The organism is Streptomyces sp. NPDC048275 (assembly GCF_040652275.1).
Lineage (GTDB): Bacteria > Actinomycetota > Actinomycetes > Streptomycetales > Streptomycetaceae > Streptomyces.
Genome location: NZ_JBEZLR010000101.1, coordinates 21500 through 36185 on the forward strand (window position 1 = coordinate 21500; position 14686 = coordinate 36185).

The following is a 14686-nucleotide window of genomic DNA, read 5'->3' on the forward strand; positions in this document are numbered from 1 at the left end:
GAGGAAGTGGGGTGCCTGAGGAGGTGGAGTCGCCGCCGCCAACCGTCGCGGCTCCGGTCGCCGGACTCCGTCCCCGGTGCTCGGCCGACCGTGCCGCCCGCCGGCCTCGGCCCCCGGTGCCAGGCCGGACCCTGCGTCTGCGCGACGTACCACGACCGGTGAATTCGACCGAGACATATCGCCACCGATGAATCTGACGCGGAGCCCGCCATGACCACATCACAGGACCTGTTGATCACCGCCTTGGACGTCGCGTCGAGCCGTCCCGTCGAGAACGGCGACCTGTCGCTGGCCCTCGCGGGAGCCGAACTGGTCGACCTCATCGACGCCCAGGCTCTCGTCCTGGACGACGACCACATCGTGCCCGGCCCGCAGTGGACCACGGGTGATCGCCTGTTGGACGAGGCGTCGTCGTCGCTCACCCGGCAGGCGCCGTACGAGTCCGTCGAGGAGTGGCTGTGGCGCCGGGGCCGTGGTCTGGCCGCGGCCTATCTCGCCGTCCTGGAAGCGGAAGGTCAGGTCACCCGGCGACGCCACCGCTGGATTCCCCTCCGGAGCGGCCGTACGGCATTGGCCGATTCATCGGCCCGTCGCCACGCGGCCGACCGCTGGATGTCGGGTGAGCCCGTCCTCGCCGGCCTCGCGGCCGCACTGGGTATCCAGCACGAGCCGGCCGAAGAGGCCGCGGGTCTCACCGACGACGCGGTCGTGACCGTAGTGGCTGCCGTCAACAACGCGGTGACGGAGCTGGAAGCCGTACGGCAGCGGCGACACATCGAAGATGCGGCCTTCGACAACATCTGGCGAGGCGAGTGACGACCTCAAAAATTCCTGATCGGGAGTCCGTTCAGCAGTCGGCCTCAGACGCCTGCGACGGCTTCTTGCGGTGCGCGAGCACCGAGCAGGGCCAGGCAGTTCGCCCACAGGGCGCCGAGCCGCTGGGCGTTGTTGTAGAGCTTGGCGAACAACACCTGCCCTTCCAGCTGGGCGACCACCGCGCGTGCGGCTTCCCGTGTGTCGGTCACGGAGACCTCCTTGCGCTCCAGAGCCTCAGTGATGACCGAGTCGACCAGCTCGACCTGTGCGTCGAAGATCTCCTGAAGCCGCGTGCGGACGGCCTCGGTGTGGTTGCTCATCTCCAGGCTGAGGTTCCCGAACAGGCAGCCCGAGACGGTGCCGCAGCTCTGCCGGCCGGCGCGCTGGCCCGCCTCCGTCTCGTCGAACAGCCGACGCAGCCGCTGGAGCGGTTCCTCGTCACTGTTCAGGATGCGTGTCCACATGCGCTGCTGACCGGCCCAGTGCTCGTCGATCACGGCCAGGCCGAGAGCTTCCTTGGAATCGAAGAAGTAGTAGAAACTGCCCTTGGGCACGCCGGCTGTCTTGCAGATCTCGGCCACGCCCAAGGCCGAGTAACCGCGCAGCTCGATCAGCGATTGCGCAACACTGAGGATCTTCTCCCTGGCGTTGCTGGTGCGTCCCATGGAGCGAGTGTACGACCGGTCGACCACCTTTTACTGGACCGGTCGGCTAGCGCCTGTGGCGCGTGGCGCCGGCTGCACATGTCACGGGCGTCGGAGACGAGGCCGGCATGGACCCGGCCTCGCCCCGGCCGCGTTGGCGGGTCAGTCCCGAACGCCCGCCAGTTCCACCGCCCGGCGGCGCAGGGCGAGTGCGGCGGGGACGACGGACGAGACCACGGCGATCACCGCGCAGGCGCCCACCGTCCCGCCGAGCGCCGACCAGGGAATCTCGATCGTGGTCCACACCGACAGCAGGCCCAGGGCGCCCCACATGCCCATCAGGTTGAGCCCGGCGACGAGGAGTCCCAGGACTCCGCCGACGGCCACCACCATCAGCGCCTCGGCGCCCACCAGCCGCAGCACCTGCCACCGGGTGGCTCCGGCCAGCCGCAGCACCGCCAGGTCGCGGATCCGGTCGGAGGTCGCCATGACCATGGTGTTGGCCAGGGAGATGCCGGTGTAGAGGAGGGCGATGCCGAGGACCAGCAGGAAACCCATCCGGGTCGTCCGGTTCGCCTCGGGGTGACTCGCCCGCACCCATTGGTTCTTGGTGCGGACCTGTCCGCCCGAGGTGTCCACCGCGGCCCGCAGTCCGGCGGCCACGGCGTCCGCGTCGGCGCCGTCGGCGAGGGCGACGTCGACCCGGTCGGCGCTCGCGCCTGGGGCGTTGCGCGGGGTGACGTAGACGCCGTTGTCGCCGGTGCCCGTGGCCATGACCGCGGCGATCCGCAGCGACTTCTCCGTGCCGTCCCCGAGCCACACCCGCACCCGCTGCCCCACCGTGTGCCGCTGCCACTCCTCGTTGACGATGATCGAGTCGTCGTCGAGGTCGCCCACCCTCCCGGCCTCGATCGGCAGCCGGGTGGTGGCACCGAGCGGGCCGGGGTCCGCGGCACGGGCCTCGGACCTGATCAGCGCCACCCCGTCCGCCAGCACGTGGACGGCGCTCGACGCGGTCACGGACACGACCGCGCCACGCACCTCGCGCAGCTCTCGCAGCGTCGCCGCGTCGAAACCCGCGGCGCTCGCCGGGGTGACGACGAAGGCGGCGGCCGTCCGCTCGCGCGTCTCGGTGGCCTTGGCCTCGTTCAGCGTCGCGGTGGCCCCCAGCAGCGAGCCGGCGAGGGCGACGGTGACCAGGACGGGCGCCGCGATCGCGGCGGTGCGCCGCACCCCGGCGGCGGCGTTCTCCCGCACCAGCATGCCGCCGGCCCCCGGCAACTGGGCCGGCAACCAGGCCAGCAGCCGGGTCAACGGGCGCACCACGGTCGGCGCGAGCAGCGCGACCGCGGAGATCAGCAGCATCGGACGGCTCACATAGGTCTTGCGGTGCAGCAGGTCGCCCGGGTCGCCGGCCAGGGCCAGGCCCAGCGTCATGGCGGCGGTCAGCAGCAGGGCCGTACCGCACAGCAGGCGGCCCCGGGTCATCGTCGTGGTGTCCGCGGACGACTCGCGCAGCGCCTGGACGGGGCCGGTGCGGCCCGCACGCCAGGAGGCGGCCACGACGCCGCAGAGTGCGACGAGCAGGCCCGTCCAGAACGCCAGGTGGTACGGCCAGGTGGAGTCGCCGATGGTGAACCAGCCCGGCGCGAGGCCGCCGTCGACCACCCGGTCGGCCAGCCACGGCGCACCGTACGCGCCGAGCACACAGCCGGTGGCCGAGGCGAGCACGCCGACCACGAGGGCCTCGGTGAGGACCGTCCGGCGGATCTGCCCCGGGGTCGCCCCGGCGGTGCGCAGCAGCCCGAACTCCCGGCGCCGCTGGTCGACCGCGAACGCGAACGTGGACGCCACCACGAACACCGACACGAAGGCGCTGACGCCGCCCGCCGTGCCGAACATGGCGTTCATCGCGGTGAGGGCCTTGCTGTCCCGGTCGGGGTCCGCGTCGGCGTAGCGGCGCGCGTCGCCGGCGAGGACCTGGACGCCGGCGCCGCGTGCCGTCGTACGCACCGCTTCGCGTACGGCCGTCACGTCGGCGTCGACGACGAGCTGGACGCTGCTCGGCGACAGTGCGGCGGCGCGTGCGTCCTGGTAGAAGACGGCGTTCTCGAAGCCGCGCCCGGCCACGGTGGCCGTCCTTACGGTCCCGACGACCCGTACCGTGCCTCGGTCGGTCCGTACGCGGTCGCCCGGTTTCGCCCAGTCGCCGCCGACGACGACCTCGTCGGCGGCGCGGGGCGCGCGTCCCGTGTCGATCGCGTACGGGGCGAAGGCGGCGGTGGACCAGGGGTGGCCCACCAGGTCGGCGGGCCCGCCCCTGGCCCGTACGGCGAAGGACCGGTCCTCGACGACGGTGCCGAGTTCCCTCAGTTTCGCGACGGTCGCGGGAGGCACGGCGCGCGGCTGCGCGAGCCGCTGCACCCGGTCGCCCCTCGGGGTGGGCACGCGCAGGGTGTCCGCGCCCTTGACCACGACGGGCGCGGCGGCGAACCGTTCCGGCTTCCGGTCGGGCGCGTCCAGCGACGAGGCGAGGGCCAGGCCCATCACCGCGATCAGGGCGACGCCCAGCGAGAGCGCGACGAAGCTGCCGACGAAGGTGATCCAGCGGGTGCGCAGGGTGCGCAGGGCGACGCTCAGCACGGCACGGCCTCCAGCTTGGTCATGCGCGCGGCGATGTCGTCGGCGCTCGCTCCGGTCAGCTCGCCGTTGACCCGTCCGTCGACGAGGAAGACGACGCGGTCGGCGTACGAGGCGGCCATCGGGTCGTGCGTGACGATGATGATCGTCTGGCCCTCGCCGTCGACCATGCCGCGCAGCAGGCTCAGCACCTGACGACTGGTCCCCGAGTCGAGGGCACCGGTCGGCTCGTCGCCGAAGAGCACCTCGGGGCGGGTGATCAGGGCACGGGCCAGGGCGACGCGCTGCTGCTGGCCGCCGGACAGTTCCGTGGGCCGGTGCCGGGCCCGGCCGGCGAGGCCGACCTGCTCGAGCACCGCGCGCACCCGGGCCTTGGCGGGGCGGCGGCCGGCCAGCCGCAGGGGGAGCGCGACGTTCTGCTCGGCGGTCAGGGACGGCAGCAGGTTGAACGCCTGGAAGACGAACCCGATGCGTTCGCGGCGCAGCAGCGTCAGCCTGGTCTCGCTCAGTCGCGTCAGGTCGGTGCCGCCCAGGGTGACCGTTCCCGACGTGGGGCGGTCAAGGCCGGCGGCACACTGCAACAGGGTCGACTTGCCCGAGCCCGAGGGGCCCATGACGGCGGTGAACGTTCCCCGGGGGAAGGCGAGCGAGACCTGGTCGAGTGCCGTCACCGTGCTGTCGCCCGTCCCGTAGTGCCTGGTGACGGTGCGCAATTGGATCGCGTCGTGGTTCATCTGGCCTCTCTCGTCCGCTTGTTGGCTCCACGAAACCGGGCGGGGCACCGCGGCGCAGTGCGGCGGAAGCGAGACTTGGGGTAGGGCCAGGCATACCTGCGATCCGGCGTCTGGACCGATGGCATCGGCCGGAGCGGGCCTTCTACGGTGACGCTCATGCATCCTCGGAATGTGTGGCAGTCCATGTCCGGGCCGGGCTTCCTACGGTCGTCGTGGCCGTGGCGTTCGGCCGGATATCTGCTCACCGGTGTGCTGACCGGCGCGGTCGCCCTTGTAGGGATCGTCGCCACGGCGGCCGTCGGCGGCGTCCTGTCCCTTGTGCTGGTGGGGCTTCCGTTGCTCGTCGCCGTGGCCCTCGCCGGGATCCCGGTGGCCCGGGTGGAGCGGCGCAGGCTGCGGCTGATCGACCGGGACCCGGCACCGGAGCAGCATCAGGCGCCCGCCGCCGAGGGGTTGTGGTCCTGGTCGTCGACGCGGCTGCGGGAGCGGGCGACCTGGCGGGAGCTCGGGTACGCCCTGCTGTTCGCGGGGTTGTTGTGGCCGGTCGACGCCCTCGCGCTCATGGTCGGCCTGCTCCTCCCGCTGTCCATGACCGCGGCCCCGCTGCTGATGGCCACGGTCGGCGGCGGCCAGGAGACCAAGGTGCTCAAACTGTGGACGGTCACCACCTGGCCGACGGCCTTCGGTGTCGCCGTGCTCGGGCTCGTCCTTCTCGCCCTGGGCGCCTATGCCCTGGGAGTCGTGGCCGGTGCCCGGGCGGAACTGACGCGTCTGCTGATCGCCCCGCGCGAGGGCGATCTGGGGGCGAAGGTCGTGGAACTGACGCGTTCCCGCGTCCGGTTGGTGGACGCCTTCGAGGCGGAGCGGCGGCGCATCGAGCGCGATCTGCACGACGGGGCGCAGCAGCGGCTGGTGGCGCTGACGATGACGCTCGGGCTCGCCCGCCTGGACGCGCCGCCGGGGCCGGTCGCCGACCAGCTGGCCAAGGCCCATGAGGAGGCGGGCAAGGTCCTCGCGGAGCTGCGCGAACTCATCCACGGCATCCACCCCAAGGTCCTCGCGGACTACGGACTCCATGCGGCGGTCACCGACGCCGCGGACCGTTCCGCGGTACCCGTGGACGTCGACCTGGAGCTGTCCGGACGGCTGCCCCAAGCGGTCGAGACCGCCGCGTACTTCGTGGTCTGCGAGGCCCTCGCCAACATCGCCAAGCACAGCGGGGCCGGCCGCGCGGAGGTGAGCGGGGGGCACCGTGACGGGCGTCTGTTCCTGTGGATACGTGACGACGGCCGGGGTGGGGCGGACGCCGGGGCCGGCAGTGGGCTGACCGGACTCGCGGACCGGGTGTCGGTGCTGGATGGCAGACTTTCCCTGTCCAGTCCGCCGGGCGGACCGACCCTGTTGCGTGTGGAGATCCCTTGCTGAATTCCTTGCCGAATTCCTTGCTGACGGATCGACCGCTGCGGGTGGTACTGGCCGAGGACAGCGTGCTGCTGCGGGAAGGCATCGTCGGCCTGCTCGGCCGCTGCGGCCACGAGGTGGTAGCGGCCGTCGGGGACGCCCCGGCTCTGATCGCCGCGGTCGAGGAGCACGCCCCCGACATCGTCGTGACGGATGTGCGCATGCCCCCGGGGTTCCAGGACGAGGGACTGCACGCGGCGGTGCGACTGCGCGAGAAGCGGCCCACGCTGCCCGTCCTGGTGCTCAGTCAGTATGTGCAGCGGACGTACGCCTCCGAACTGCTGGACTCCGGCGACGGATCGGGCATCGGCTATCTGCTGAAGGACCGGGTCGGGCAGGTCGAGCAGTTCGTGGACGCCCTGCGCGAGGTCGCGGCCGGCGGCACCGTCGTGGACCCCGAAGTCGTACGTCAACTGCTGCGCCGGCGCCGCGATCCGCTGGAGCGGCTCACCCCGCGCGAGCGGGAGGTGCTGGCCCTGATCGCGGAGGGCAGGTCGAACGGCGCGATCGCTCGCGAACTGGTGGTGTCCGAGGCGGCCGTGGGCAAGCACATCGGCGGCATCCTCAGCAAACTGGATCTGCCGCCCGCGGACGAGACCCATCGCAGGGTGCTGGCGGTTCTCGCCTACTTGCGGGCGTGACGCCGGGTGCCCTCCGTCCCGCCCTCGGCCTCGGCTGGAGGGCCGAGGGTGGGACGGCGCGACGAACCCGCGCCGCCGGAAGCCGTCGTCAGGTCAGCAGGGCGGCCAGGCGGCGCCATTGGGGGCGGTGCAGGGCATCGCGGGGCTGGTCGTCGACCACGTGCAGGGCCACGTGGTCCGCGCCGGCCTGGTGGAAGGCGTCGATCCTCGTGCGGATCCGGTCCTCGTCGCCCCAGGCGACGAGTGCGTCGACGAGGCGGTCGCTGCCGCCGTCCGCGAAGTCGTCCTCGGTGAAACCGAGCTTCAGAAGGGAACTGGTGTAGTTCGGCAGTCCCAGGTAGAGGGCGATGCCGCCGCGGGCGATCGAGCGGGCGCGGTCCGGGTCCGCCTCCAGGACGACCTTCGTCTCCGGTGCGAGCAGGGGGGCGTCGCCCAGGGTCTCGCGGGCCAGGGCGGTGTGCTCGGGAGTGACCAGATAGGGGTGCGCGCCGGCCGCGCGGTCGCGCGACAGCTTCAGCATCTTCGGGCCGAGGGCGGCCAGGACCCGGCGCCGGGCGGGCAACCCGGCGGCGTCCAGGGCGTCCAGATACTCGACCATGGACGAGTAGGGGCGGCGGTACTGGTCGGCCAGTTTCGCGTGGCTCACCCCGAGACCGAGCAGGAAGCGACCGGGATGGACCGCGTCCACTTCGGCGATGCGCGCCGCGGTGTCGGTCGCCTCGTACTGCCAGATGCTCTGGATGCCGGTGGCCACGACGAGCCGTGAGGTCGCGTCGAGGAGCGGCACGGCGTGCCGCACACCGCTGCTGCCGCCCAGCCACGCGGCGCCGAAGCCGAGTTCCTGGAGTTCGGCCGCGGCCTCGGCGATCTCGCCGCGCTGTGCCGGTTCCTCCGAACGCAGCCCGACACTCCACACGCCGTACCGTCCCACCGCGTCCTTCAGGGAACTTCCGCGATCCACCGTCGTGACGTCGTCCATCAGCTCCGAGTCCCTCCGTGTGCGTGCTGTGCCGCGCCACTTGGACGGCACAGCGGCGCCAACCGGCGCTTCCGCCGACCTATTCCGCTGATGTGGTCCAAATGGGACAGGGGGTGGTTGCTCAGGGGTGGCGGCGCAGCGGCAGATGGATCTCCAGCAGGGTGCCGGTGGGGGTGCCCGGGGTGATGCCCGTACGGCCGCCGAGGTCCTCGATCCGGTCGGTGAGGGAGCGCAGGGCCTCGGCGGAGGCGGCCGCGGGCCGGTGGCCGTCGTCGGTCACCTTCGCATACAGCCAGCGCCTGGTGACGCGTACGACGGTGTCCACGCGCCGCGCGCCCGAGCGTGCCAGGCGGTCGCGCAGGGCCTCGCGCAGCGCGAGGTAGGTCTCCAGCCGATGCAGCTCGGAGAGGGTCCGCTCGTCTCCGATGACCTCGACGGAGGTCTGGATCCGCAGGCCGTCGCGGGGGCGGGGGCCGGCCAGGAAGGTCTCCAGGGCCTCGCGCAACGGCGGCAGGTCGCCGCGGCGGCGCATCCCGTCGATGAGCGCCTGGTTCTCCTGGGCAGCCTCGGCCAACGCCCTCTCCGCGGTGGCGAGATGGGCCGTGTGGGGGCCGGGGGTGCAGGTCGCGGCGGCGTCCAGGCCGAGGCGGGCGTCGGACAGGGCGCCGCCCAGCTCGTCGTGCAGCTGCCGCGCCAGCCGGCGGCGCTCGCCGCGGCCGTCGTCGCCGGACCACACCCCGTCCCCGGCGTCCCGGACGACCTCGCCGAGGCGGCGGACGACCGCGACCGCGCGCAGCAGTCCGCTCTCGTGGTGCGCGATGCCGTTCTCCAGGACGTGCAGCAGCGCGCACTCCAGGAGCAGGGCGACCGCGGCGGCCACCTGGTGCGGGGCGGCGGCGGGCGGGGCGATGGGGGACGGGGCGTTGGGGGACGGCGGGGTGTCGGCCGGGCTCGGGCCTGTGTCTTTTCCTGTGGCTGTGGCTGTGGCTCGTACCAGGATCGCGTGGGCGAACTCCGCCAGCGTGGCGCGCAGCGCGGGGACCTCCGCCTCGGCGGGGGCGAGTACGGCGGGCAGGCGGGCGGCGAACCGGTCCAGGACGGCCCCGGTCTCCCAGGTCCCCAGCGCGGTGTCGGCCGGCCCGGTGGCGTGGCCCGGTCGCGGTGACATGCGGGCCGCTGCCCGGAGCAGACCTGCGTGCAGGGCTTCGCTGAATCCGCTTCCCACGACGGGGACGGTCGTGCTGCTCATCGGACTCCTCAACGCTCGGATGACGCTCGGGTGTCGTAGGCAACGTGGCCACCCTCAACGTAACAAACAGACTTGTCTGATTGTCAAGGGTCGCAGGGTGGTCCGAGCGGCGTGTGACCACGGCATCGCTCGGTAGTCAAGGGTCCGTCTGCGGCCAAGAGCTGCAGGATTTATGGAGGTTGGATGGAGGTCCGCTGTCTTCTGCTGTCTAAAGGCTGTCGTCTAAAACAGGCATGGTTGTATGATTCCGGTTGCTGCCCGCGCCTACGCGGGCACCCCAGCGCTCCTTTATGAGAGCAGGAATAGGCAGGTGCAGCCTGATGCAGACCCGGTCCGAACAGACCCGTCAGGCTCTCGTCCGTGCCGCGGCGGAACTGATAGCGAACGGCCGGCTCTCCGATGCGGGACTGGTCAACATCTGCCGTCGGGCCGGGGTGAGCCGGGGGGCCCTCTACCATCACTTCTCGTCCACCGCGGAGTTGACGGCCGCCGTGTACGAGCAGGCTCACGAGCGGGTCGTCGCGTTGATGGACGAGGCCTTCGACGGCCCGGTCGAGGATGCCCCGGAGCGCATCCTGGTCGCCCTGTGCGAGGCCCTGCGCACGGAGGAACTCGTCCGGGCGGGCATGCAGTTGGCGGTGGACGGGTCGGCGGGGCCGCCGCGACTGCGGGACGACGTACTGGCCCTCGTCCACAGGCGCGTCGTCGACGCGCATCGGGACATCGTGCCCGTGCCGGAGGATCTGGCCGACCTGGCCGTGGTGGTGGCCGCGGGGCTGGCGTCGTTGGGGCACACCGACAGCGAGTGGTGGGACGCCAAGACCTCGAAGCGGCTGTGGGTACTGCTGCGCCCGCTGTTCTCACCGGGTGGGGAGGGACGGGGGGAACGGGTGGGGCGGGAGAAAGAACAGCGGCTCGGGTAGCAGCGGCTCGGGTAGCAGCGGCTCGGGGAGGAGCGGGTCTGAGGGTTGTGGCGCGCGTTCGGCCGGAGCTGCGGGCGGGCGGGCCAGGCTCCGCGGGTGGGGTGGATGCTGCGCGCGGGCCTGGAAGTGCGGCCGGGCGCCGGGCGAATGCGGCTGGGGTCCGGCTTGGGCACGGCGGGGTCTTACGACGGGCGTTGGGGCCGGGGCTGGTCAGGGGGCCCGCGTGCGGAGCCCGTTCACGGCTCGGCCGGGAGAGTGGGGGGTCGCGTCCCGGGCTCGGCCGGGGTTCAGGCGTCCTGGGCCGACGGGGACGGTACGGCGGGGGGCTGCGGTGCGGTGCGCAGGCGGCCGAGCATGCCCGGAGTGGCGAGGCCCGGCAGCAGGAAACGCCAGAACGCGCCGATGCGTTCGGGCAGGTCCTCGCGGTTGCTGTAGACCTGGGACATCAACTGGAGGCCGGTGAAGGCGCCGATGATGGTCGACGTGGCTTCCTGGATGTCCACGCCGGGCAGGATCTCGCCCTGGTCCTCGGCCTGCCGCAACAGGGCCAGTATGGCCGCACCGGACTGCTCGTAGGCGGTCTGCGGCGGACGGGAGAACGACGTCTGCTCGACCGCGAGGCGCACACTGGCGCGCAGCACCGGGTCGCGCTGGAGGCGCTGGGCGAACTCGAGCGTGAGGTCGATCACCGCCTGGAGCTTCACCGGTTGGTCCGGCACCACCAGGGCCTCGCTGTGCGCGGTCACCAGGGCCACGGCGATGGCTTCCTTGGACGGGAAGTGGTGGTACAGCGCGCCTCGGGTGAGGCCCGTCCGGGCCAGGATGTCGTTGGTGCTCGCCGCGTCGTAGCCCCGCTCGTCGAACACCCGGGCCGCGGACTCCAGGATCGAGTGCCTCGACCTCGTCCCGCGCTCTTGTGTGGCCATGCCAGGTCCCGCTCTCGCCCGCTGGAATTTTACCGACTGGTCTGTATTGTATCGGCAAGGCGGCACGCCGCCAGGGGGCGGGAGGAGTTGCCTCCGTTTTGACGCGATTTCCAGTCGGTCGCTGCGTGGTCCTCAAGGGCCTCAAGGGTTCTCCGCCGTCTGTTGAGTGCCCTTCGAGTGCCCTTCGAGCGGCCGATGGGCGGTGGCCTACGGATGGCCGAGCCGGAAGCCCACTCCGCGGACGGTGATGATCCAGCTGCTCGAACCGAGCTTGCCGCGCAGGCTGCTGACATGGGTGTCGATGGTGCGGCCGCGGTGCGACCAGGTGTCGTCCCAGACCTGCGCCATGAGCTGGCGGCGAGGCATCACGGTGCCGGGTTGCGAGGCCAGCAGATGGAGTAAGTCGAACTCCTTGCGGGTCAGGTCGACTTGCTCGCCGTCGAGCGTGGCCATCCGGGTGCCGACGTCGATGCGCAGCGGCCCGTGGGTGATGACCTGGGCGGCGGCCGGCTGTTTACGCACCCGGCGCATCACCGCCTCCATCCGGGCCAGTAACTCGCGGAAGCCGTACGGCTTGACCAGGTAGTCGTCGGAGCCGGCCTGCAGTCCGAGCACCCGGTCGAGTTCGGAGCCGCGCGCGGTGACGGCGATGACCGGGGTGTCGCAGACCGCCCGGATGCCCCGGCACACCTCGAGCCCGTCCAGGTCGGGCAGGTCGAGGTCGATGAGCAGGAGATCGGCGTCGCGGTGCGCCTGGAGCGCCTTGGTGCCGGTGGCCACGCTGTATGCGGCGTACCCCTGCCGCAGCAGGCCCTGGACGAGGGAGTCGGCAGCCCTGACATCGTTCTCCACGACCAGGACGCGCAGTGCTCCGGCCGGGGGGCCGGGGACGGGGTGGTCGGTGGCGGCCTGGGAGGCAACTGGCCGCCCGGGCTGGGGAATCGTGGGGCGGTGCGGAAGATTGCGCTGCGATCGGGCGTCGAGTAGATCCACGGCTTGCCGATTCATCTGCTCCTCCTGAGGCACAGTCTCGTCATCTCGGAACGGACTGCTGAACTCTCACAATGAGGACGATAGCAAACAGACTTGTCTGATTGTCAACGCGTTCGAAATCCCCCGCGAGTCGGCCCGTGTCTGTCCCTATCTACCCACTCTGAGCTGCATGAATGCGCTGGCGTTCGACGTTTCGAGGTCATGTTTCCGGCAGGTTGCAGCGAAGGGAAGTGCTGCTGTCGAGCACCTCTCTCTGGCGCTAACCATGCAGGTCTGCATGGTTTGGGGGATCTGCCGGTACAAGTGGCGCGATCGTGTCGTACCAGCCGGTAGTGAAGGGCCGCGGCTCGACGGATACTAAAGCTTTACTTGAAAAACCCTACAGACATGTCTGTATCTTGTGGGGGCAAGACGGCGTCGGCCACGGGGGGTGGCTGCCGGCGGTACGGATTGCTGCCCCCTGCTCGGAACGAGACAGGAGTGCCTTACATGTCGTCCATCACCTCAACCCGTGTGTCCGTCGAAGACGAGGTCGCAACGGTGGCCACCAAGGCCCCGCGACCCGCGGCGAGGACCCTGCAGCCCCGGTTGACCACGACGGTTCCGCGTGAGTACGTCCATCGCGCCGCCGTCTCCGAAGTCCTGCTGACCGGCTGGGAAGCCGCCGCCGAACTCGCCGGGCCCGACCTCCCGGACGTCTTCGCGGTCAGTGCCCAGTGGCCGCGCAGCCACTCCTTCTTCACCCCCTCGGGGGGCTACCAGGATCCGATGCTCCTGATCGAGTCCGTCCGCCAGATCGGTTCCCTGCTCGCGCACGCCGAGTTCGGGGTTCCCTTCGGGCACCAGTTCCTGATGTGGGACATGTCCTTCAGCACCGCACCCGAACTCCTCGTCGCGGGCGCCGCCCCCACCGAGGTCGAACTGCGCACGGTCTGCCGCGACATCGTCCGCCGGGGCCGTGTACTCGGCGGCATGCGCTACGACGTCACGGTGCTCCGCGACGGACAGGCCCTGGCCACCGCGGGCGCCGCCTTCAGCTGTACCAGTCCGGCCGTCCACCGGAGGCTGCGGGCCGGCCGGCCCACCACCACCGACCGCGTCGCGCCGCCGCCGATCGACCCGGCCGCGGTGGGCCACGCCGACGACCGGCACGTCCTGCTCGCCGAGCCCGCGCCCGGCGTCGACAACCGCTGGGAACTGCGTGTAGACACCGCTCACCCCACCTTCTTCGACCACCCCGTCGACCACATACCGGGCATGGTGCTGCTGGAGGCCGCCCGACAGGCCGCCCTCGTCTCGACGGGGCTGCCCGACGCCCTCCTTCTCGGCCTCAAGAGCAACTTCGCGCGCTACGCCGAGTTCGACGCCCCGTGCTGGATCGAGCCGTACCCCGAAATCCGCAGTACCGACGACGGCGTACTGGTGCGGGTGCGCGGAACCCAGCACGCTGAGACCGTGTTCACCGCCGACCTCGTCCTGAAGCCGAGCGGTCGCTGAACCCGCAGTGCGTGTCGCAGTGCACGTTGCAGTGCACGTTGCACTGCGTGTAGCAGTCCACGTCGCGTGCCCGAGGATGTCCCCAGCTCGAGGAGAGTGTCCCGTGTCCACCATCCTGATCAGTGGCGCGGCCGGTTTCGTCGGGGGTCACGTCACCCGCGAAGCCGAGCGGCGGCAGGCCGACTTGAGGCTCATGTCGCACCGCAGCCCATTGTCCGATCCGGCTTCCCACGCTGATCGCCATCCCGATTCCGATCCCGATCCCGGCCCCCAGGTCGTCCGGGCCGATCTGACCGAACCCGCCTCCTTACGCGGGGTGTGCGACGGCGTCGACGTCGTGATCCACTGCGCCTCGCAGATCGGCGGCAGCGTCGAGGCCAACGAGGCCGTCAACGCCCGTGGCACGGCGGCCCTCGTGGACGAGGCGCGCCGCGCGGGGGTCGCGCGCATCGTCCAGTTGAGCACCGCGTCCGTCTACGGCCGCGGCACCTTCCGCGGCGAACGGCCCGAGGACCTGACCCGCAACCCGGGTTCGCCCACCTCGCTCACCCGCGCGGCGGCCGAGGACGAGGTCCTCGCGGCCGGCGGCATCGTCCTGCGGCCGCATCTGGTGTACGGGGAGGGCGACGCGTGGGTGGTGCCGGGCCTGGCCCGCGTGTTGCGCACGCTGCCGGGCACCGTGGCGGGCTGGCCCTCCCTGGCGTCCGTCATCTCCGTGACCGAACTCGCCGGGCTGCTGGTGTCCACCGCGCTCGCCCCCGCCGCCGACCTGACCGCGTCCGTCTACCACGCCACCCACCCGGTGCCCGTCCCCGTGGAAACCCTGCTGCGCGCCGTCGCCGGGTGTACGGGGATCGAGTGGCCGGGAGCGGATCTCACCGTCGAGCAGGCCAGGGCGGTCCTCTGGGAGAAGGGCGTACCCCCGGCCGGACTCGACCTGTTCACGACCGACCACGTCTTCGACAGTTCCCCGCTCTGGTCCGATCTGCGCCGCACACCCGGCGCCGGTTTCGGCGCCGATTTCCCGGCTGCCGTGCCCTGGTACCGCAAAACCCTCCAGAGCGCCTGACCGACCGCCGTCCACCGGTACCGCAAAACCCTCCAGAGCGCCTGACCGACCGCCGTCCACCGGTACCGCAAAACCCTCCAGAGCGCCTGACCGACCGCCGTCCACCGGTACCTA

Annotated in this window: 13 protein-coding genes; 6 read left to right on the top strand and 7 right to left on the bottom strand. The window is 71.6% G+C overall.

The annotated features are described in order from the left end of the window. The first annotated feature begins 210 nt into the window (after positions 1–210). Complete coding sequence (locus tag AB0D57_RS38655; protein ID WP_362084627.1) at positions 211–816, top strand: GPP34 family phosphoprotein; 606 nt, start codon at positions 211–213, stop codon at positions 814–816. Between the two features lie 44 nt (positions 817–860). On the opposite strand, the gene AB0D57_RS38660 is transcribed toward AB0D57_RS38655, so the two are convergent. The 3 genes from AB0D57_RS38660 to AB0D57_RS38670 form a co-directional block, all read right to left on the bottom strand. After that, the gene (locus AB0D57_RS38660; RefSeq protein WP_362084630.1) at positions 861–1481 is read right to left on the bottom strand and encodes a TetR/AcrR family transcriptional regulator; all 621 of its coding nucleotides are present in this window, start codon (positions 1479–1481) and stop codon (positions 861–863) included. A gap of 141 nt (positions 1482–1622) precedes the next feature. Further along, on the bottom strand, positions 1623–4103 hold the full coding sequence (locus AB0D57_RS38665) for an FtsX-like permease family protein (protein WP_362084633.1): 2481 nt from the start codon (positions 4101–4103) through the stop codon (positions 1623–1625). Continuing rightward, positions 4097–4834, bottom strand: coding sequence for an ABC transporter ATP-binding protein (locus AB0D57_RS38670; protein WP_362084636.1), 738 nt, complete (start codon positions 4832–4834; stop codon positions 4097–4099). The genes AB0D57_RS38665 and AB0D57_RS38670 overlap by 7 nt, the downstream gene beginning before the upstream one ends. 183 nt (positions 4835–5017) lie before the next feature. Between AB0D57_RS38670 and AB0D57_RS38675 the strand changes: the two genes are divergently transcribed. After that, positions 5018–6259 carry a sensor domain-containing protein gene (locus tag AB0D57_RS38675; protein ID WP_362084669.1) on the top strand — a complete coding sequence of 414 codons (1242 nt, stop codon included), beginning with the start codon at positions 5018–5020 and terminating at the stop codon, positions 6257–6259. A gap of 17 nt (positions 6260–6276) precedes the next feature. Beyond that, a complete protein-coding gene (locus tag AB0D57_RS38680) occupies positions 6277–6936 on the top strand; it encodes a response regulator transcription factor (protein WP_362084672.1) in 660 nt (219 codons plus the stop codon). Positions 6937–7024: 88 nt separating this feature from the next. Here the strand turns inward: AB0D57_RS38680 and AB0D57_RS38685 are convergent, their stop codons facing one another. Together AB0D57_RS38685 and AB0D57_RS38690 are read right to left on the bottom strand one after the other, a co-directional pair. After that, a complete protein-coding gene (locus tag AB0D57_RS38685) occupies positions 7025–7915 on the bottom strand; it encodes an LLM class F420-dependent oxidoreductase (RefSeq protein WP_362084639.1) in 891 nt (296 codons plus the stop codon). A gap of 121 nt (positions 7916–8036) precedes the next feature. Then, the gene (locus AB0D57_RS38690; RefSeq protein WP_362084642.1) at positions 8037–9164 is read right to left on the bottom strand and encodes a histidine kinase; all 1128 of its coding nucleotides are present in this window, start codon (positions 9162–9164) and stop codon (positions 8037–8039) included. 320 nt (positions 9165–9484) lie between these two features. On the opposite strand from AB0D57_RS38690, the gene AB0D57_RS38695 reads away from it, so the two are divergent. Then, on the top strand, positions 9485–10087 hold the full coding sequence (locus AB0D57_RS38695) for a TetR/AcrR family transcriptional regulator (RefSeq protein ID WP_362084645.1): 603 nt from the start codon (positions 9485–9487) through the stop codon (positions 10085–10087). Between the two features lie 287 nt (positions 10088–10374). Here AB0D57_RS38695 and AB0D57_RS38700 read toward each other — a convergent pair whose 3' ends face one another. Next, positions 10375–11013 (bottom strand): ScbR family autoregulator-binding transcription factor, encoded by a 639-nt coding sequence (locus tag AB0D57_RS38700; RefSeq protein ID WP_362084648.1) that lies wholly within the window; start codon positions 11011–11013, stop codon positions 10375–10377. Between the two features lie 207 nt (positions 11014–11220). Next, positions 11221–12021, bottom strand: coding sequence for a response regulator transcription factor (locus tag AB0D57_RS38705; RefSeq protein ID WP_362084651.1), 801 nt, complete (start codon positions 12019–12021; stop codon positions 11221–11223). A 474-nt stretch (positions 12022–12495) separates the two neighbouring features. On the opposite strand from AB0D57_RS38705, the gene AB0D57_RS38710 reads away from it, so the two are divergent. Together AB0D57_RS38710 and AB0D57_RS38715 are read left to right on the top strand one after the other, a co-directional pair. Beyond that, on the top strand, positions 12496–13503 hold the full coding sequence (locus AB0D57_RS38710; protein WP_362084654.1) for a ScbA/BarX family gamma-butyrolactone biosynthesis protein: 1008 nt from the start codon (positions 12496–12498) through the stop codon (positions 13501–13503). Between the two features lie 103 nt (positions 13504–13606). Beyond that, positions 13607–14572: an NAD-dependent epimerase/dehydratase family protein gene (locus tag AB0D57_RS38715; protein WP_362084657.1), complete on the top strand. Its 966-nt coding sequence runs from the start codon at positions 13607–13609 to the stop codon at positions 14570–14572. The last annotated feature ends 114 nt before the right edge of the window (positions 14573–14686 follow it).

What these genes read in the sequence shown, in the direction of transcription:
- AB0D57_RS38675 (WP_362084669.1), top strand. Translation starts at nt 5,018, where the DNA reads ATGTCCGGGCCGGGCTTCCTACGGTCGTCGTGGCCGTGGCGTTCGGCC.
- AB0D57_RS38710 (WP_362084654.1), top strand. Translation starts at nt 12,496, where the DNA reads ATGTCGTCCATCACCTCAACCCGTGTGTCCGTCGAAGACGAGGTCGCA.
- AB0D57_RS38705 (WP_362084651.1), bottom strand. Translation starts at nt 12,021, where the DNA reads ATGAATCGGCAAGCCGTGGATCTACTCGACGCCCGATCGCAGCGCAAT.
- AB0D57_RS38700 (WP_362084648.1), bottom strand. Translation starts at nt 11,013, where the DNA reads ATGGCCACACAAGAGCGCGGGACGAGGTCGAGGCACTCGATCCTGGAG.
- AB0D57_RS38655 (WP_362084627.1), top strand. Translation starts at nt 211, where the DNA reads ATGACCACATCACAGGACCTGTTGATCACCGCCTTGGACGTCGCGTCG.
- AB0D57_RS38660 (WP_362084630.1), bottom strand. Translation starts at nt 1,481, where the DNA reads ATGGGACGCACCAGCAACGCCAGGGAGAAGATCCTCAGTGTTGCGCAA.
- AB0D57_RS38670 (WP_362084636.1), bottom strand. Translation starts at nt 4,834, where the DNA reads ATGAACCACGACGCGATCCAATTGCGCACCGTCACCAGGCACTACGGG.
- AB0D57_RS38695 (WP_362084645.1), top strand. Translation starts at nt 9,485, where the DNA reads ATGCAGACCCGGTCCGAACAGACCCGTCAGGCTCTCGTCCGTGCCGCG.
- AB0D57_RS38690 (WP_362084642.1), bottom strand. Translation starts at nt 9,164, where the DNA reads ATGAGCAGCACGACCGTCCCCGTCGTGGGAAGCGGATTCAGCGAAGCC.
- AB0D57_RS38685 (WP_362084639.1), bottom strand. Translation starts at nt 7,915, where the DNA reads ATGGACGACGTCACGACGGTGGATCGCGGAAGTTCCCTGAAGGACGCG.